This window comes from Paraglaciecola sp. 25GB23A (assembly GCF_040012495.1).
Taxonomy (GTDB): Bacteria; Pseudomonadota; Gammaproteobacteria; order Enterobacterales; family Alteromonadaceae; genus Paraglaciecola.
The window spans coordinates 223,325-239,501 of the sequence record NZ_JBDYKM010000004.1; the positions used below are offsets into that span (position 1 = coordinate 223,325).

15 protein-coding genes are annotated in these 16,177 nt (G+C 42.9%); 1 reads left to right on the forward strand and 14 read right to left on the reverse strand.

Annotation, left to right across the window (positions count from 1 at the left end; all coding sequences use genetic code 11):
- Positions 1 to 194: 194 nt before the first annotated feature.
- The 14 genes from rfbD to ccmA form a co-directional block, all read right to left on the reverse strand.
- Positions 195 to 1,067 carry a dTDP-4-dehydrorhamnose reductase gene (gene rfbD, locus ABKW31_RS10155; RefSeq protein ID WP_348616228.1) on the reverse strand — a complete coding sequence of 291 codons (873 nt, stop codon included), beginning with the start codon at positions 1,065 to 1,067 and terminating at the stop codon, positions 195 to 197.
- Between the two features lie 12 nt (positions 1,068 to 1,079).
- A complete protein-coding gene (gene rfbC / locus ABKW31_RS10160) occupies positions 1,080 to 1,628 on the reverse strand; it encodes a dTDP-4-dehydrorhamnose 3,5-epimerase (RefSeq protein ID WP_348616229.1) in 549 nt (182 codons plus the stop codon).
- Between the two features lie 243 nt (positions 1,629 to 1,871).
- Positions 1,872 to 2,753, reverse strand: coding sequence for a glucose-1-phosphate thymidylyltransferase RfbA (rfbA, locus tag ABKW31_RS10165; RefSeq protein ID WP_348616230.1), 882 nt, complete (start codon positions 2,751 to 2,753; stop codon positions 1,872 to 1,874).
- Positions 2,754 to 3,349: 596 nt separating this feature from the next.
- Positions 3,350 to 4,435 (reverse strand): dTDP-glucose 4,6-dehydratase, encoded by a 1,086-nt coding sequence (gene rfbB / locus ABKW31_RS10170; protein WP_348616231.1) that lies wholly within the window; start codon positions 4,433 to 4,435, stop codon positions 3,350 to 3,352.
- A gap of 1,140 nt (positions 4,436 to 5,575) precedes the next feature.
- On the reverse strand, positions 5,576 to 6,337 hold the full coding sequence (locus ABKW31_RS10175) for a VacJ family lipoprotein (RefSeq protein WP_348616232.1): 762 nt from the start codon (positions 6,335 to 6,337) through the stop codon (positions 5,576 to 5,578).
- Positions 6,334 to 7,584 carry a c-type cytochrome biogenesis protein CcmI gene (gene ccmI, locus ABKW31_RS10180; RefSeq protein WP_348616233.1) on the reverse strand — a complete coding sequence of 417 codons (1,251 nt, stop codon included), beginning with the start codon at positions 7,582 to 7,584 and terminating at the stop codon, positions 6,334 to 6,336. Before ccmI ends, ABKW31_RS10175 begins: the two co-directional genes overlap by 4 nt.
- A complete protein-coding gene (locus tag ABKW31_RS10185) occupies positions 7,581 to 8,030 on the reverse strand; it encodes a cytochrome c-type biogenesis protein (RefSeq protein WP_348616234.1) in 450 nt (149 codons plus the stop codon). Before ABKW31_RS10185 ends, ccmI begins: the two co-directional genes overlap by 4 nt.
- Entirely contained in the window at positions 8,027 to 8,605 is a 579-nt protein-coding gene (locus ABKW31_RS10190; RefSeq protein ID WP_348616235.1) for a DsbE family thiol:disulfide interchange protein, read from the reverse strand. Before ABKW31_RS10190 ends, ABKW31_RS10185 begins: the two co-directional genes overlap by 4 nt.
- Positions 8,605 to 10,608 carry a heme lyase CcmF/NrfE family subunit gene (locus ABKW31_RS10195; RefSeq protein WP_348616236.1) on the reverse strand — a complete coding sequence of 668 codons (2,004 nt, stop codon included), beginning with the start codon at positions 10,606 to 10,608 and terminating at the stop codon, positions 8,605 to 8,607. The genes ABKW31_RS10190 and ABKW31_RS10195 overlap by 1 nt, the downstream gene beginning before the upstream one ends.
- A gap of 12 nt (positions 10,609 to 10,620) precedes the next feature.
- Positions 10,621 to 11,106, reverse strand: coding sequence for a cytochrome c maturation protein CcmE (ccmE, locus tag ABKW31_RS10200; protein ID WP_348616282.1), 486 nt, complete (start codon positions 11,104 to 11,106; stop codon positions 10,621 to 10,623).
- Positions 11,107 to 11,123: 17 nt separating this feature from the next.
- Positions 11,124 to 11,330 (reverse strand): heme exporter protein CcmD, encoded by a 207-nt coding sequence (ccmD, locus tag ABKW31_RS10205; RefSeq protein ID WP_348616237.1) that lies wholly within the window; start codon positions 11,328 to 11,330, stop codon positions 11,124 to 11,126.
- 5 nt (positions 11,331 to 11,335) lie between these two features.
- Complete coding sequence (locus tag ABKW31_RS10210) at positions 11,336 to 12,115, reverse strand: heme ABC transporter permease (protein WP_348616238.1); 780 nt, start codon at positions 12,113 to 12,115, stop codon at positions 11,336 to 11,338.
- The gene (ccmB, locus tag ABKW31_RS10215; RefSeq protein WP_348616239.1) at positions 12,115 to 12,780 is read right to left on the reverse strand and encodes a heme exporter protein CcmB; all 666 of its coding nucleotides are present in this window, start codon (positions 12,778 to 12,780) and stop codon (positions 12,115 to 12,117) included. The genes ABKW31_RS10210 and ccmB overlap by 1 nt, the downstream gene beginning before the upstream one ends.
- Positions 12,780 to 13,400, reverse strand: a complete 621-nt coding sequence (gene ccmA / locus ABKW31_RS10220) for a cytochrome c biogenesis heme-transporting ATPase CcmA (protein WP_348616240.1) — start codon at positions 13,398 to 13,400, stop codon at positions 12,780 to 12,782. The genes ccmB and ccmA overlap by 1 nt, the downstream gene beginning before the upstream one ends.
- A gap of 235 nt (positions 13,401 to 13,635) precedes the next feature.
- On the opposite strand from ccmA, the gene ABKW31_RS10225 reads away from it, so the two are divergent.
- A complete protein-coding gene (locus ABKW31_RS10225) occupies positions 13,636 to 16,155 on the forward strand; it encodes a flagellar hook-length control protein FliK (protein ID WP_348616241.1) in 2,520 nt (839 codons plus the stop codon).
- Positions 16,156 to 16,177 lie beyond the last annotated feature (22 nt).

A 16,177-nucleotide genomic window follows, 5' to 3' on the forward strand; every position in this document is an offset into this window, starting at 1 on the left:
TTGTTGATTTGTTCGTCCCTGAAGGAACTCCTACAAGGGTGGGCACTTGTAGGAGCTTGCTCCCCAACGGAGTTGCCGTAACGGATGTTATCAGCTGCGAAGCTTTCAACTACGAACAATCAACCTAGTTGATAAATGGACGCTGATGTTAAATCAACATTTGTGGTTTATTTTATTTTCATTATCACTTTTAACTAACTATTCTGCTTTTTCAAATCATCTAACATAGTTGATAATTGTTCACGCCAATGTACGGTTAACATACCAGAGGCAGCTTCTGCGGTGCTTTTATCTATTACCGAAAAACTAGGGCGTTTTGCCGGCGTAGGATAGGCGCTAGCGGGTATGGGCCTTACCGGAATGGCTTTATCCAGCATGCCTTTTTCAATCGCCAACTGTTGAATGGCTACAGCAAAATCGTACCATGATGCTACGCCTGCATCTGTCCAATGGTACATTCCTTTGATATCGGGTTTTGCCACAATCTCCCATAACCATTGGGCGAGTCCTGCTGCCCAAGTAGGTGTACCCACTTGGTCATAAACGATACCCAGCTGGGGTTTTTCAGCCATAAAGCGCAGCATGGTTTTTACAAAATTATTACCATGCACCGAATAAACCCAAGCAGTGCGAACGATGACTGCGTCAGGCAATATCCCGTGAACAGCTATGTCACCTGCAAGCTTTGATGCACCATAAACACCTAAGGGGTTAACCGCTGCATCGGTTTGGTAAGGGGCAGTACTAGTGCCATCAAATACAAAGTCAGTAGAGACATGTAACAGCCTTACGCCATTATCTTTACATGCTTGAGCAAGGTTAGCCGCGCCGGCTTCGTTCACCGCGTAGGCGGCATCTTGTTCACTTTCTGCTTTATCAACCGCTGTGTAAGCAGCAGTATTAATAACAACATTAGGCCTATGGGCACTTATCGCTTGATTAACAGCGTTTGCATCTGCGATGTCGAGCTCGCTTCGACCTAAACAAACTACTTCAAGGTTAAGGGGGGCACTATTGACTACTTCCCAGGCCAATTGGCCGCTTTTTCCTGTTACTAATACTTTCATTTTACCACTTCTTTATTTGAACTTAGGTGCATCAGCAAACGACATGCCCGCGATATCTTTAGCTGAAAGGTTTGGTCCTTGCCCATTTACTAGGGGCCAATCAATATTCAAACTCGGATCATTCCAACTAATCGACACTTCTGATTGTGGATGGTAATAATCGGTGCACTTATACACAAATTCAGCGGTTTCACTGGTAACATAAAAACCATGGGCAAAGCCTTCAGGCACCCAAAGTTGACGATTGTTTTGCGCGGTCAATTCAATCCCCATCCATTGACCAAAGGTCGAAGACGACTGACGTAAGTCAACCGCCACATCAAATACCGAGCCTTGTACCACGCGTACTAATTTTCCTTGCGTATGCTCAAGTTGATAATGCAAGCCGCGCAGAATACCTTGGGCTGATTTACTGTGATTATCTTGAACTAGTGGCTTTGAACCCGTTTGTTCACTGAAAAAATCAGCGCGATAGGTTTCCATAAAAAAACCACGCTCATCACCAAAAACCTTTGGTTCAAATATGAGTACATCGTTTAACTTGGTTTTGATAACGTTCATTGTTTACCTGTTTTTTATAAACATGAGCAAAAGTCTTTATTTGACATGTTCTTTCTCTTGAATAAGTGCATTTTACTAAATTTTTCTTGTGTCATCCCGACAGAGTGCAACGAAGAGGGATCTTGCTTTTGTTAACAACCAAGACCCCTCACTGCGTATCGGGATGACAAACCGCGTAAATATTAGGCTTACAAATAGCAAATTTTACTCGTCGCTCACTTGTCACAACTCATTCCTATATTACTACTGGTAGCCATCAGCTACTTTAAGCAGATATTGGCCATAACCAGTTTTACTCAAACTATTACCGCGTTTTATTAACTGAGCGTTAGTGATCCAGCTTTGGCGATACGCAATTTCCTCTAAACAGGCTACCTTTAAACCTTGGCGATGCTCGACTGTTTGAACAAACTGCCCAGCCTCTAATAAAGAATCATGGGTGCCGGTATCTAACCAAGCAAACCCTCGCCCTAGCAAAGACACGTTCAATTCGCCTTTTTGCATATAGGCCAAATTAACATCGGTAATTTCTAACTCGCCTCGCACGGAAGGTTTGATATTTTTCGCAATTTCAACCACTTGGTTGTCATAAAAATACAAACCAGTGACCGCATAGCTTGATTTAGGCTTGGCTGGTTTTTCTTCAATACTGACAGCTTTGCCGTTTTCATCGAAATCAACTACACCAAAACGCTCTGGATCATTAACATGATAGCCAAACACCGTTGCACCAGTTTCAACCTTGGCAGCCGTTTTTAGGTAAGTAGAAAAATGTTGGCCATAAAATATGTTGTCACCTAAGACTAAGGCTACTTTATCATCACCGATAAAATCTTCACCTATAATAAACGCTTGCGCTAAACCATCTGGGCTAGGTTGAATGGCGTAACTCAAATCCACTCCGAATGCGCTGCCATCACCTAAAAGCTTCATAAAGTTGGCTTGGTCTTCTGGGGTAGTGATAATTAGCACTTCTCTGATGCCAGCTAACATCAATACAGATAAGGGGTAATAAATCATTGGTTTGTCGTAAATAGGCAATAATTGCTTAGACGTACCCATGGTAATAGGGTGCAAACGCGATCCTGACCCACCCGCTAAAATAATACCTTTATACTTTGCCATTTCCCTTCCTTAATCATGTCAATTTATTAAAACGTTAAATCCTAAAGCAAACTCTTTATTTTTTGAAAGCCAGAGCATTTCACCACAGAGCGCTTCGCTCACAGAGGACAGCAAAAATATCAGATGTTAAAAACACATTGAGCAAGCACTGCACTGCAACTCACAAAAAACTTATTTTTTGTCGTTAATCTTAAACAACTATATTCCTTATCTTTCCTCCGAGCCCTCCATGGTTCAAATGCTGTTGCGGTTGCTCTTACCTTTTCTTAACCTCTATGTCCTCTGTTCGCGGCACCCGGTGGCCTCTGTGGTGAGATCGCTTTTGCTTTTGCTTTTGCGTTTGCTGTTGCAATTGCTTTTTCTATCTACTATTGACTATTTACTAGCACCTATACACTATTTATTCGCCCCTAAATAAAACCGGTTACCGGGAGCTCCTACAAAAGAAACCTCTGTGAGCAGCACCCGTTGTCCTCTGTGGTTCAAACGCTCTTGCTCTTTCCTTTTCTTAACCTCTATGTCCTCTGTGGCCTCTGTGGTGAGATCGCTTTTGCTTTTGCTTTTGCTTTATCTATCTACTATTTACTCGCAACTATCTACTTATCCCCTAAACGATCCAGTTGATAGGCACCTGACAAGACTCGTTGCCACCATTGTTTATTGTCTAAATACCACAATACTGTTTTGCGAATACCAGACTCAAACGTTTCTACTGGCGCCCAACCTAATTCAAGCTGTATTTTACTGGCATCAATGGCATACCGTGCGTCATGGCCTGGGCGGTCTTTTACAAAGGTAATCAATTCACGATAGAAATTAATGCCCTCTGGTTTATGCGGTGCCAGTTCATCAAGCAAATCGCAAATAGTTTCAACTACCTGCAAATTACGTTTTTCGTTATGGCCGCCAATATTATAGGTTTCACCTACTTTGCCCGATTTTGCGACTAAATATAAAGCACGGGCGTGATCTTCAACAAATAACCAATCTCTAATTTGGCTGCCATCTCCATAAACAGGTAGGGCCTTTCCCGCAAGGGCATTTAAAATAATATGCGGCACTAATTTTTCTGGAAAATGATAAGGCCCATAATTGTTTGAACAATTGGTAACAACGGTAGGCATACCATAGGTACGTTGCCACGCTCTTACCAAATGATCAGAACTAGCCTTGCTTGAAGAATAGGGTGAGCTAGGCGCATAAGGCGTTTCTTCGGTAAACAAAGGCAGTTCAGTACCTTCAGGTAATTCGTTAGGGTGAGGCAAGTCACCGTAAACTTCATCGGTAGAAATATGGTGAAAAATAAAAGAGGATTTTTGATCTTGAGCAAGCCCTTGCCAATAAGCTCTGGCGGCTTCAAGCAAAGTGTAAGTACCAACCACATTGGTTTGAATAAACTCGCCAGGGCCATCAATCGAACGGTCAACGTGTGATTCGGCGGCTAAGTGCATGATGACATTAGGCTGATGTTGCTCAAACACACGCTTTATTGCAACTGCGTCACAAATATCAACTTGCTCAAAAATATAACGCTCTGAATTAAGTTCCGCAGGGATTGATTCTTTATTACCGGCATAGGTTAGTTTATCAACATTAATTACGGTATCGTCTGATGACGTCAATATATGCCTTACTACCGCACTTCCAATAAAACCAGCACCACCAGTCACCAAAATCTTCATATTTATATCCCTAAACCAAACTGACTTTTTTACAAACTAAAAATTAGGGGTGCAGTGTACCCAAAATTCACATTAATCGAAATAAGATAGCAATAAAAACATGTCAGGTTGATCAATTTTATCTGCACATCTAGGTTTTCAGAAGTGTAAGAGGCTGCTGTGTTTTAGGCTCTGCCGGTGGCGCAGTCTGTAACGGATTTTGTTAGCCGCGAATATCGCGGGATAACATAAAATTTCGACAGTGTATTTTATATCGGATGGCTATTTTTCGGCCATAAACCAAGACGGGTGTCGCACATCGGTTACCGAGAACACACATAAGGGTAGCGGTTGATTTTTCTTTTTAGGCGTTGCCGGTGACCGGTGCGACCGTAACGGATGTTTTAGCTGCGAACCGTGATTATAAATCAGCCTTGTTGCTAATTAATCCTTGGTTGTCAAATCAATTTCTGTTGTTGATTTGTTCGTCCCTGAATAATGCCGGGTGCCGCACACCCGTTACCGGAAAATCCTACAAGGGTGGGCACTTGTAGGAGTTTGCTTTAGCTGCGAACCGCGGTGATAAATCGACCTCGTTGATGAATGGATATTGGTGGTTGATTTTTGTTCGTCCCTAAACCACGCCGGTTACCGGGAAATCCTACAAGGGTGGGCACTTGTAGGAGCTGCTTTAGCTGCGAACCGCGGTGATAAATCGACCTCGTTGATGAATGGACATTGGTGGTTGATTTTTGTTCGTCCCTAAAGGAACTCCTACAAGGGGGAAATCATCCTCGTTGGTGAATGGATATTGGTTGTGTAATCGACATTGGTGGTTGATTTTTCGTCCCTAAACAACGCCGGTTACCGGGAACTCCTACAAGGGTGGGCACTTGTAGGAGCTGCTCCGTAACGGATGTTATTAGCTGCGAAGCTTTCAACTACGAACAATCATCCTCGTTACTAAATTGGATGCTGATGTTAAATCAACATTTGTGGTTGATTTTTCGTCCCTGAACCACGCCGGTTACCGGGAACTCCTACAAGGTGGAAATACTTGTAGGAACAACTAGTTCGTCCCTAAACAACTGGTTCGTCCCTAAAGGAACTCCTACAAGGTGGGTCCTTTTAGGACTTTCTGTTGCCGATAACCTAAGCTGTCTAAAGGCCTTCCAAATAAGCGTCTATATCGTCTTCTAAGGATTCTTCTTCTTGGGTTTTTTCTACCTTACCGTCTTTAACTTTGTATTCTAAATTTTGGAAGTAAGCGTTTTTCACAAAGCTATAGGGGTCTGCTGAGTTATCCAGTTGCTGCTCTTGTTGGATTAAGCTGGCTCTTGCTTCTAGCGCTTTAATACCAAATCGTAGTGCGCTGAAGTAAATATTTAAACTGTCTAAAGGGCCATAGGCGCTATCAATGTAATCGCCTACCCCGCTTCTTGGATCGTTTGGTCCTATCGCTGGCACCATTAAATAAGGACCTGTACCAACGCCCCAACTGCCCAATACTTCACCAAATTCTTCTTCTTCGGCAGCTAAACCAATTTTGCTGGCCACATCAATTGAACCTAGCAAGCCCACAGTAGAGTTAAGCAAAAAACGCCCTAAACTTACAAAAGTACCGCTAACTTTGCCTTGTAGTAAGTTGTTTACAGAGTTGGAGGGCTCTTCTAGATTTAGGGCCATGTTAAGTAAACCGGTGCGAGCAAATTGCGGCATGTAGTCTGCGTAAACCACCGCTGTCGGGCGCAGGATATAAGCATCTAATACATCATAGTTAAAATCCCACATCGTGCGGTTTATCGACTCTAATGGATCTTTTGGATCACTATATTGCTGAGCTTGCTCGCCAGCCTGGTTTGCCGCGCAACCTCCTAGCGAAAGTAAGGCCAATACAACTAAAAGACATGAAGCATGTTTCACATAATTTCCTTATTTATCATAATATTTTCTGTAACGAGTTTATCAGCTTGTAGTTCCAGAATAATTTCGCCTTGTAATTCACCAGCCGCTTGCATTACGTTGTCGTCACGAGATATGCGAGCGACTAACTTTGCCGTACTTAAGCCCGACAAGGTATAGGTTGGCATCATCGCATTTGCATCAGATAACTCAACGGTCACAGGGAATTTCCCTAAAGGCAATTTAACCACAGCTGCTGGCATTCTCACCTGTCCGGTAGGATCTTGCGCAAAGACAAAGAGCACACCACTGTCTGGCAATTTAGCCTTTAACTCGTCACTGACATTAATCGTAATTTGCACACGTTTAGAGCCGCCTTGCTCGCCAGCTTGCGCCTTAGCAAGCTCACCATCGTTTTGCCCTATGCCTTGGAACTCATTTATTTTTTGTTGCACTGCAGCGTAATTCGGATCGTCTTTAGGCAAAAAGCTTTGTAATTTCAGCCAGTACTGCAACGCTCTCTGATTATCACCCAATTCAGCACTGACAATAGCCAAAGTCCCCGTAGCATTGATGTTATTAGGGTCAAGTGTAATTACCCGTTGGAGTACCCGTCTAGCCTGTTTTAATTCATCTTCTGTGCCTAACAGGATCAGTGCTTGCGCATAACTAAGTAAGGTTCCAACGCTATCTGGCTCTAGGGCTAAAGATTTTTCAAAGGCTTCTTTGGCCGTATTAGGCTGATTTAACGCCCCCCAAACCCGCCCCAGTAACATCCAACCCGTCGCATCTTCGGGATCTTTATGCAATTTAGTGCGTAAACCTAAGGCAAAATCTTGCAAGTCTTTACCTTGAATATCTTGTCCACTATTAATGGTTTGCCCAAGGGCATTTAATTGTGTGACCGCCGTTTGCCAATGATTGATTTGCTGTAACTGGTTAGCTTTAAAGTACACGCTACCGGCAATCACTAGGGCAATAATAAGCCCTACGGATAATATCCATATTGTTTGACCGGTCCCAACTACATTTACTTTCACCTCATCCAATAAGGCGAGTTTCAATTCTTGTTCAGCTTGCAGGCGGTCAGTTTCAGACAATAAACCTTGCGATTGCTCTACTGTTAACTCAGCCAAACGTTGTTTTATTAGGCGTGTATTGGTTAATACATCTTGTTGTGCTTTTTTACTGCGCCTAAGCCACGGTAAACAAACCAATAATACACCGCCCAACAGCAGTACACTGGCACCAATCAAAAACTCACTCACTCATCACGCTCCAGTAATTCGTCCACTTTTTTTTGCTGTGCACTGTCTAATTTGACATCAGCATTAGTGTTTTTGCGATTCATCAATAACCACAACAAGCCAGATAAAACAAACAATGCAGGCAGCAACCACAACCAAATTGTCATGGAATTTACTGGTGGTTGATAATAAACAAAATCGCCGTAACGTTGTTTCATATAAGCAATAACCTGCTCTTTGCTCTGGCCCTCTTTGACTAAGTCATGCACTTTACGTTTTAAATCCGCAGCGATCATCGCGTCTGAATCGGCCAAATTTTGATTTTGACATTTAGGACAGCGTAGCTCCTTACTCAATTCAAAAAACAAATTTTGCTGGGCCTCAGTATCGAATTGGTATTTGTCTTCGGTCGCACTTACGCCGCCAGCAAACAGTATCAGCAAGCTAAAAATAGTCAGCAGTTTCATTCAGGCTGCCCCATCAACGATTGATACACGGGCTCAAATTTATTGCGCCACACACGTGGGTTAAGGTCACCAATATGATGTAAGCGAATATGCCCTTGTTGATCAATTAAGAAGGTTTCAGGTGCGCCTGTAACGCCCAAATCTAGGGACAAATTACGTTTTACATCAAAAATATTATAGGCATAGGGATTACCCAATTGGGCAAGCTTTTGAGTGACTTCTTGTTGCACTCGAGCCACGGTTTTAAGCCCAAAGTCAGGGTCAATATCTTGGTCGTAATATAAACCAACGATGTGTTTTCCTTCTTGTTGCAACTGAGTCAAATACGGTAATTCAATGGCGCAGGTGATACACCAAACGCCCCAAACATTGAGTAAAGTGACTTTGCCTGCAAACACATCTTGGGTATATTCACGTTCAGGTTGCATTAAATCAGGCAAAACAAAGGCAGGCATCGGCTGCTCTAATAAACTTGATTTGTGCTCTCTGGGATCAGAAAACAATCCTTGGAATAAAAAAATCAGTAGTACACCAAAAGCCAATAAAGGCAGTAAAAACACTAACCACTTTTTCATTACGTCAACTTTCCTAATTCTGTTACACCGCCATGACTGGATGATGAACTGGCCGCCATTTTCGACATGCGATAACGTTTATCACTAATCGATAACACCCCGCCAAACGCCATAATGAAGGCCCCTAACCATATCCAATTAACAAAAGGCTTTACGTAAATTCGGATCGCCCAATCGCCGTTTTCAAGGGGTTCACCTAAGGCCACAAACAAATCTCGAGTTACGCCAGAATCGATACCCGCTTCAGTCATACTGTTACGTTGCACCGGATAAAAGCGTTTTTCAGCATACAGATCAGCAACTTGCTTGCCTTGTTGATTTATCACAAAATGTCCACGGTCAGCCGTATAATTTGGCCCTTGCTCTCGCGTAACATCATCAAATACAAACTCATAATCTTGCACTTGTACTGAATCGCCAATGGCCATTCTAACATTGCGCTCAACACTGTAGGCGCTAACCAAACTGATGCCGATCAGTGAAACAGCAAAGCCAAGATGGCCGCACACCATGCCCCAATGACTTGGCGCTAATTTGCGCAAACTTTGCACAATAGTAAGCTGACTTGCTTGTTGTAATGGCTCGATACGCTGCTGAATTTCCATGATAGTAGTGATCATAATCCACACACTCAGAAGCATACCTAACACAGCTAAATAGGATAATTGGTCAAAACTAAAATTGATCAGTATTGCGGCACTTAGGCCCAGACCAAATGCCAATAACAATTGCTTATACAGGGCCTGCGGACTCTGGCTTTTCCAGCGAGATAAGGGACCAATACCCATAAAAAACACAAAGGGTACTATTAAATAAGTAAACATGGTGTCAAAAAACGGCGCACCAATAGAAATAGAGCCCAAGCCTATTTCTTTATGCACCAAGGGTAGCAAGGTACCTAACAACACCACTAAGGTCGCGGCAGTCAGAAAAATATTGTTGCCCATTAATAAAACTTCACGAGAGAACAATGAGTAACGTCCTGAGCCGCGCAATTGTCTGCCCCTAAAAGCAAACAGCGCTAATGAACCACCAATAATGACCACCAATAAACCCAAGATAAACAATCCTCGACTTGGATCGCTGGCGAAGGAATGCACCGACACCAAAATGCCCGAACGCACCAAAAAGGTCCCCAATAAACTTAGAGAGAACGCGGCTATGGCTAACAGCACTGTCCAAGCTTTAAATATCTTACGTTTTTCGGTTACGGCTAAGCTATGCAACAGAGCCGTGCCGACTAACCAAGGCATAAACGAAGCGTTTTCAACCGGATCCCAGAACCACCAACCGCCCCAACCTAGTTCGTAATACGCCCACCAACTGCCGAGTGCGATACCTACAGTCAAGAAAGACCAAGCTGCAATCGTCCACGGTCTAGACCAACGGGCCCAAGTAGAGTCTAATTCGCCCGATATTAAGGCGGCTAAAGCAAAGGCAAAAGCAACCGAAAAGCCCACATAACCCATGTACAACATCGGTGGATGAATGATCATGCCAAAATCTTGTAACAAGGGGTTTAAGTCTTTACCGTCGATGGGAAAAAACGGTAAGAGCCGATCAAATGGGTTCGAGGTCATTAACATAAACAGGTAAAAACCACAGCCTACCGCCCCCAAAATAGCCAGTACGCGAGCGACCATTCTGACTGGTATCGCTTTACTAAACAGTGCCACTGCCACTGTCCAGATAGAAAAGATCATAACCCAAAGTAAAAAAGAGCCTTCATGGCCACCCCATACTGCAGTAATTTTATAATAAATGGGCAGGCTGCTATTGGAGGTATTAGCCACATAGGCGAGAGTAAAATCGTCGTGCAAAAATGCATGAGTTAAACAGGCATAGGCGAAAAGCGTAAATAAAAACATGCCAATCGCTAAGGGTTTTGCCATGGCCATCAGTTGAGGATGTTGTTTATACGCTCCCCACATGGGATAAATGGCCAGTAGTAATGACATCAACAAAGCCATTACCAATGAAAAATTACCTAATTCAGCTAACATAATAAAACGACCTCAATTAACACTGGTTTTTTCGCCATAACTGGCATTATTCGGCTTGATGTGTTTTATTCCTTTCATTTTTTCAGCCAGCTCCGGTGGCATATACTCTTCATCATGTTTGGCTAATACTTCGTGCGCTTCAATATGATTACTTTCGGTCAATATTCCAGTAGCAACAATCCCCTGGCCCTCTCTGAATAGGTCAGGTAAAATCCCGTGATAACTAACGGTCACACTAGGCCCGGTATCGACTAAATCAAAACTAACTGCAAGGGATTCTTGATTACGTTTAACACTACCTGGCACCACCATTCCGCCAATTCTAAGACGCTGCCCAACTTGCGGCACATTACCGTCCTTGCCTTCAAATATTTCTGATGGGGTGTAGAATAAATCGATACTTTGACTTAAAGCGTAGAGCGTCATACCAATAGCTCCACTGAGTACTAATACGATGGCCGATACCACTAATAACCGTTTTTGTCGTCTGGGATTCATCATTAATTCTGCTTCAATTAGGGTTTAACGGGCTGTTGTTTAGCTTGTTGGATACGCTGTTGTCGCACTTGTTCCCTTAGCACCTGCTTAAATAAACGTTTTTTTGTTGACCATGACGACAACCACAAGATTGCCACACTGAGCAAACCTAAACCAAAAGACAACCACACGTATAATCCATAGCCACCCATGGCTACAAATTCATTCATACTGGCAAAGTGCATGTTACTTAACCTCTATCCGTTGACATATTATTCGGCGCTTGTTGCTTGCTATTTTGCAAGGCAAGTTCAACCACCCATGGACGCTTAATTTCGCGACGCACAATTTCATTTTGCAAACGTAATAAAAAGATCGCACTACTGACTAACACCCAACTGACAATACACAGTAATAAAGGCCACAACATGTCTGGCGCCATCGAAGGTTTACCCATTTTAAGGATTGTGGCGCCTTGATGTAGTGAATTCCACCACTCCACTGAATAATGGATGATAGGTAAATTGATGATACCTACCATGGCCATCACACCGGCGGCTTTACCACCTTGTTGAGCATCTTCAAATGATTTGTACAGTGACATTACGCCAACAAACAAAAACAATAGAATGAGTTGTGAGGTCATTCTGGCATCCCATTCCCACCAAGTGCCCCACATGGGCTTACCCCAAGCCGCGCCCGTAATGAGCGATACAAAGGTCACCATCGCCCCCACTGGTGCTACTGCAACCATCGCCATAAACGCAGTTTTGACTTGCCAAACCAAGCCTACAAACGCGGCTATCGCCATAGTGCAATACAAACTCTTGGACAAAATAGCACTGGGCACATGGATATAAATAATCCGAAAAGCGTCACCCTGCTGGTAATCTGCCGGAGCAAAGGCTAACCCCCACATCGTACCAACAAATAAACTCAAACCTCCTAGGACAGCAAACCATGGCAGTAATGTTTGGCAAAGCTGGTAGCTTCGTTCTGGTTTAGCGTAAGGGTGTAACCACTTCCACATTAGTTCTGACTCACTTTTAAGGCGTATGCAATGGCAAAAGGAGCCAAGGCAAAAGCAAACAATAACATCGCTGCAATAAAGGCTAATTGCGCAGTATACGGTAATTCCATGGCTGCGGCATCGACCGCTGAAGTCGCAAAAATCAACAATGGTATAAAAATAGGTACCAGTAACAAGGCCAGCAGCACCCCACCTCTATTCAAACCTACCGTTAAGGCGACCGCGATAGCACCAATCAAACTCAACAATGGTGTGCCTAATAATAAGGTCACTAGTAAGGCCCAATACATCGCTTCATTTAAATGTAAAAACACCGCTAACAGAGGTGACAAACAAATTAAGGGCAAAATACTAGTGAGCCAATGTGTTGCCACCTTAACCAACGCTATCGCTGGTAACGGCGTGGTTGATAAAATCATTTGCTCTAAAGAGCCATCCTGAAAATCATCACGAAAAAGTCGTTCAAGTCCAAGCAGTGACGACAAAATGGCTGCTACCCAGATAACGCCTGGCCCGATTATTTTTAAGGTGGCGGCATTAGGTCCCACTGCCAAAGGAAATAAGCTGATGACCAACATAAAAAACATCATAGGTTGCATGAGTTCGGCCCGATTATGATAGGCCAATATTAAATCACGCTTAAATAAAGCAATTATCGGAGACATTAAATACGGTACTCCAACACCAGCTCTTGCTTAGGATAATTAAATAATAATTCTTGATGCGAGGTCATCACAACTGCCCCACCACTGCTTAAAAAACTCAGAATTTTTTCAGTCAACAAGTCAATACCATTACTGTCTAGCGCCGTAAATGGTTCATCAAGGACCCACAAACAGGCACTCTCTTTAAGCCAAAAGCGCGCTAAGGCGACACGTCGTTGCTGCCCCGCCGATAAGTGCGCTACTGGGATATCTTCTAAACCAACTAAGTTAAGCTGAGTCAAGACACTGTATATTGTATCAATGGAGCATATTTGCTCTTGTTGTTTACACCAAAAGTCTAAGTTCTCAGTGGCACTAAGGCGCAAATTAAGACCCAGTTTATGACCAAAGTAGACTAAATTTTGGTGAAACAGAGTTTTACAATCCAGCACATTTGCCTGTAAAAAATGCACTTCACCTTGCTCGATTTCATGCAAACCAATGAGCGCTCTAAGAAGGCTCGTTTTGCCCGCACCATTGGGGCCTTTTACATACAATAGACCATGGGCGTCAAGGGAGAAATTCACCTTATCAAACAACAACCTGTCGTTCTTTACCAGTGATAAATTATGTGCACTCAAAACACCCAAAATAACCCTTAATCGATCAATACTAAAACCCCGCGATGATAGCATAGTGACTTAACGATACCTACCAAGTGATAGCAATTTGTTGGCTATAATACAGGTCTATTTGTAACAGAAAATTGTACTTTTAGACCAAATAAAATAGACAATATGGAATAAAGTCTTGTTGGTTTATGCGATAACGTTTAGCGTTAGTTAATAAATCTGAATTTTGGCCGATAGCGCTGTTATGACAGATATACCTTTAAATACTAATGTCCAATTAAATCAAGCCTTAACTGAACTGCTAAAAGCAGCGCCCAATTCGGCTGTCGCACGTCAAGCGATTGAAGTAGTGGTTCAACAACTTGAAGGTAAGTTAATAAGTTTAAGTCCAGCCCTTAGTGACCAAATTAAAACGACTTTATTACCCACCACTAATTTACAAGGAAGAATCAATAGTGGGCAAAATTATCAAGTAAAGCTCAGTCAAGAGACGCTCAATCTATTACAGTTCTTCACTAATACAAAAGGGGCTGAGCAAACTAAACTGCCCGTTTCAGATGAGCTAATCCAAGCCCTGTTAAAATTGCCAGCCGCTCAATTAAGCCAGCTTTTTACCCAAAATAAAATCAGTTTAGGCACAGAGCTAAACCCTAAAACGGCTAATCTATTTGCTGTTTTGCAGGGTATTATTACTGGTATCACTGCAAGCGAACAAGCAAACAAACAATTGGAGATTAAATTAGATACATCTAAGCCAGGCCCACTGCTGACAATCCCTGTGAGTCAAAGTAGTAATGTGCAAAAAGGTGACGCTGTTATTATTGAGTTACTGACAAAGGGCAAAAACTGGCAGGTCAACGTAAGTGTGACAGATAAAAACCCAGCCATACGAGCCAATGCTGCCGATCACGTTATTTTAAGTAACCAAGCTAAGCCTGAAGTTTCAGGTACAAAACCACTTTTGGCAGAGCCCACGATATTGCGCAGCGACCCACCAGCTAAACTCCAAGCTATGCCGCTAAATTCAAATAACCCAGCTGCAAGCATCAAAGTGGCATTAGCCCCAGAGGTCGCCAGTGAGTTGATTAAAACACTGTTACAGCAACAAGCCAGCAAACATAATATTGATATTACTTTGCCATTAAAGACCTTTATCACTCAGTTGAGTCAAAGCAATACAACAAGTAATCAGGCTTTACTAAACCAAGTGCTCAACTTACTACCAGAAAAAATAAGCTTACAAATGCGCCAATCAGGTGAAAACACCTTACAAGTTCAGCATCCTAAACTAGTAGCTAACTTACCTCTTTCGCTCTCGCAGTTAGAAAGTTTAATCCCCTTAAAGTTAGTCACTTTGAGCCAAGTAAGGGCTCAATCTCAAGTGGACCAGACTTTGGCTAATTTAAAGCCTGTTGGTCAAGGGCAAGTTAATGAATCAAACCTTAAATCAAGCGATGCCACAAACACAAAAATAAACCCGCTAGTCAGTCAGGGGCAAAACAACGAAAGTAATTTAGCGCCTAAAATAGTAAAACAAACACTGGCAACTGAGGCACCGTTAGTTAATTCTAAAAATATACTGAGCGCTTTAATAAACTTGGCTAGCAAGCTATCTAGCCCAGCTATCGAACCCAGTGTGGCCACCGCTGCCCCATTAACTAAGCCCTCTAGTGGTAACAGTGAATCAGCAACAGCGGTTAATGCCGGCCCCCCCTTGGTAAAAGGCTATCCAGTTTCCTTGCCTGAATTCAAAACGGCCAACAATAGTGAGCAGATAAAACCCAATGTAAACACCCTTGTCACGCCTGACTTATTAAGCAACAAACCAGCACAGCTTGCCTTATTGCAAAATCTATTACGTTTGTCTCAGCCAAAAGCAGAATTACCCAGCATCGTTCTAGCTAATATTGATAAGGCATTAAATCTACCTGTTACCAGCAATACCCTTACAGAGCCAGCGACTCAAACCTGGGTTAAGCAAATTGTGCAAGATTTACAACAGGCAGTGCCACAAGGTAATGAGCAAGATGCCAGTCGAATCAAACAATTAATCAGTGCACCGCCGCTATCTTTAACAGCCGTGCAATTGATTAGCCCGCCTACTAGTCAGGGCTTACTCGCCGGTTTAGTGACATTATTACAGGTCTCATTGGCCTCACGTTTAATACGCAGCCAACCAAGTCAGGCCGAGCGATTAGCGCAAATATTGCCGTCTATTTTCAGCGAGCCAAGCAAAGGAGAAACCACCGCCAATCCTGTAAAGGCGATGCAAGAATTTGCGCAACTGGAGCAACGAGGCCAGCTCATGCGCGAAATTTCTCGCCTACTGGCTGATCATCAAAGTAGCAAACTAGTCAACGCTGAAAAACTTTTACAAGGGCAAGATACTTTTTATTACAACCTACCGAGCATGTTTGGCGATAAGTTTAATAATATTGAGTTACTGATTAAACGTGAAGAACAAAATAAACAAGAAGCTCAACAAGACGCCAATGCAACAAAGTCATGGCAATTGACCATGAAGTTAAGTGTGGGCGAACTGGGTGAATTACTGACTAAAGCCAAACTACGACCAGATCATGTTGAAATTGACTTTTACGCCTCTAATGATCCGGTGAAACATCAAGTAATGAACTTTATGCCCTTACTGAAAAAACGTCTTGCGTCACTTGGTATTGAAATCACTAAAAGCCAGTGTCAATTGGGCAAAATACCGCAAACACTGGATGAACGGCCCTACCATATCTTTATGGCCAAAGCCTAAGCTGTTAAGAAATCAGGAGTTA